The 2756-nt window shown below is 59.5% G+C and carries 2 protein-coding genes and 1 pseudogene; all 3 read left to right on the top strand.

Annotated elements, in window-relative coordinates:
- Positions 1-410, top strand: a 410-nt coding sequence (locus DRV96_RS18685; protein WP_235823467.1) for a transposase, incomplete at its 5' end; no start/stop codon positions are given.
- 309 nt (positions 411-719) lie between these two features.
- Positions 720-2264 (top strand): glycosyltransferase family 2 protein, encoded by a 1545-nt coding sequence (locus tag DRV96_RS17595; protein ID WP_119293569.1) that lies wholly within the window; start codon positions 720-722, stop codon positions 2262-2264.
- A 142-nt stretch (positions 2265-2406) separates the two neighbouring features.
- A pseudogene (locus tag DRV96_RS17590) lies at positions 2407-2661 on the top strand (transposase); the annotation flags it as partial.
- Between the last annotated feature and the right edge of the window lie 95 nt (positions 2662-2756).

The raw sequence follows: 2756 nt of genomic DNA, 5'->3' as shown, positions 1-2756 counted from the left end.
TGGGCTATCGCGGTGTCGACGACGCGGTGTCGGTCCAGGTCATCCACCGCGGCAAGAGCAAGACTCTCACGGCGCAGCAGCGCGGCTGGCTCAGGCGCCGTCAGGCCATCGAGCCGGCGATCGGCCACACCAAGAGCGACCACGGCATGAACCGCTGCTGGCTCAAGGGCAGCGACGGCGACGCGCTGCACGCGGTGCTGTGCGCAGCCGGCTTCAACATCCGCTGGCTGCTGCGCGCGATCGCGCGCCTGGGGCTGCGCGGCCTTTTCTTGGTCCTGAACGTTCTGATGCTGTACGGCCGGCTTGCCGTGGAATCCGCCGCCGGGGCATCTGCGCACGTCGGCAAGCTCTGGCCGCCCTCGCGCGACGTCGCCGGCGTCCGTCGTCGCCCACAACCGGCGTTGATGTGAATTTCGCAGGTCCGACTACGTGTGTTCCGTCTGGGACCTGGGAGTGATACGAGCGTCTCGGGTCGACTCGTAGAGTGATCGCGGCGGCCCATTGGCCGCAGAGATCGGCGCGATCCACCAGCCTTTTCCACCGCTTCTTCTAGCGCCTGACGAGATCGAATCGGAGATATGCCAGCACTGATTCGCGCCTGCTCGAAGCCTTCACGCGCGGCCTCGATAGACGAAAGCAAGGCATGACAGCCACGAGGCAGACAAACGACGAAGCACCAATCGCCGCGCCCCAGCGCCCTTTCCGAAAACACCCTTCCCATGAGCTACCCACGCATCCTGATCGCTGCGCCGGTTCGACAACACCCCGCCATACTGAAGGAGTTCCTAGATTCAATTCGGCGGCTGGACATTAACGGACTTCAAATTAGCTGCGCCTTCATCGATGACAACGACAATGCAGATTCCAGTCGAATGCTGCAATCCTTTGCTTTTGGCGAGGAGTCCGTTGTGACCCCCGCTCCGCAGCGCCCAACAGTTGCCTATATACGAAATGACATAACACATCACTGGCGTGAAGATCTTATTTGGAGAGTCGCAGCATTCAAGGATTTCCTTATTGAATGCGCACTGGAGAGCGGTTTCGATTATCTATTTCTAGTTGATTCGGATCTTGTACTGAACCCTTTCACGCTGCAGCATCTGGTTGCATGCGACAAAGAGATCATCAGCGAAGTGTTCTGGACGTCATGGCAGCCCGGACAGATACTCATGCCGCAGGTGTGGACACAGGGTCAATACGAGTTAGCTTGGCGTCGGCGCGACGAAAAGATTAGCCCTGACGAATCGGATCGACGCATCCTTGCGTTCATCCGTGGCTTACACCAGCCAAGTCTCACAAGGGTCGGCGGATTGGGCGCATGCACCCTGATTAAGCGGACTGCCCTTGAGAAAGGGGTGCGCTTCGCAGAGATCGACAACTTGACCTACTGGGGCGAAGACCGCCACTTCTGCGTCCGCGCCAGGGCGCTAGGCGTTGAACTTTGGGCCGACAGCACCTACGCCCCGCTGCATTTGTATCGGCAGAGCCTCCTCGACCGCGTACCCAGATATGTGAACTGGTCTAGCGTCGATCACTGGCGCCACCCAAGCATAACGCTCTCGATGGTCGTCCGAAACGAATCGGGTCGCTACCTTGAGAAAGCCTTGATGCGGCACCGGGAGTTTATCGATCGTGCCGTCATTATTGATGATGCTAGCGAAGATGATACCGTCGACATCGTCACCCGCTGTCTACACGGCATCCAGACAAAAATTGTCCGCCTTCCAAATAGTCACTTCCACAATGAAGTCGCCCTACGCAAGATCCAATGGAAAGAAACTGTCGAAACCTGCCCGGATTGGATTCTCAACCTGGATGCCGACGAAATATTGGAGGATGGTTGCGGGGCTGCGATTCGCGACTGGGCACACCAAACGCAGTACCGCTACATCGGCTTCTCCCTATTCGACATGTGGGATGACTACCACTATCGAGATGATGCACTGTGGAACGCGCACAGGCGATTGTGGGGCTTCATGTTCCGATATTCACCCCTGTTGAATTACGAATGGAAAGAAAGCGCGCAGCATTGCGGCCGATTTCCACGCAGCGTTGAGTTCTTTGAGATGGGTTGCAGCAACATAAGAATCCAACACATGGGCTGGGCACGCCGTGCGGACCGAGAGCGCAAGTACCGCCGATATCTGGAGTTAGATCCGCAGGGGCGCCATGGCTCAATGGCACAGTACGCATCCATCTTGGACGAATCCCCGCATTTGGTTCGCTGGACCGAAAGCAGGCTGGCGGCCCAGGAAGTGTTGTAACTCCACAAGGCGCGACAAGGTGCGTAGGGCGTAGCCCGAAGCAGCTTGCCGCGCGGCGGCGGCCGCCCCGGCTGGGGTGGCCATCGTGGTCCCGGATTAGGTCGAGGTGCGACCCACCAACCTATCCGAAGGAGATTCCACGATGACCACCCCCACTATGTCACTGGCCGAACTCGCCGAGAAGGGCGCCGACGTCGACCTGCTGCACCAGATGGTGCAGTTCATGGCCCAGCGCCTGATGGAGATCGACGTCGAGGGTCGCTGCGGCGCTGGCTACGACGAGAAGGCCCCTGGCGCGCGGCTGAACAGCCGCAACGGCTACCGCGAGCGCACCTGGGATACGCGCGCCGGCAGCATCGAGCTCAGGATACCCAAGCTGCGCCGCGGCAGCTACTTCGTCGGCCCTGCAAAACCCCCGCAACCCGCATGAACACTGGCTTTGCGGGGTGAATGCCGATGGCGCGAACTCCCAGCAACGAATCCAATAGGCCG

Origin of the sequence: Azohydromonas sediminis (assembly GCF_003574675.1) — a bacterium.
Lineage (GTDB): Bacteria > Pseudomonadota > Gammaproteobacteria > Burkholderiales > Burkholderiaceae_C > Calidifontimicrobium > Calidifontimicrobium sediminis.
Note: the sequence above shows the minus strand (reverse complement) of the source record. Positions and strands in the feature narration are given on the sequence as shown.

What these genes read in the sequence shown, in the direction of transcription:
- DRV96_RS17595 (WP_119293569.1), top strand. Translation starts at nt 720, where the DNA reads ATGAGCTACCCACGCATCCTGATCGCTGCGCCGGTTCGACAACACCCC.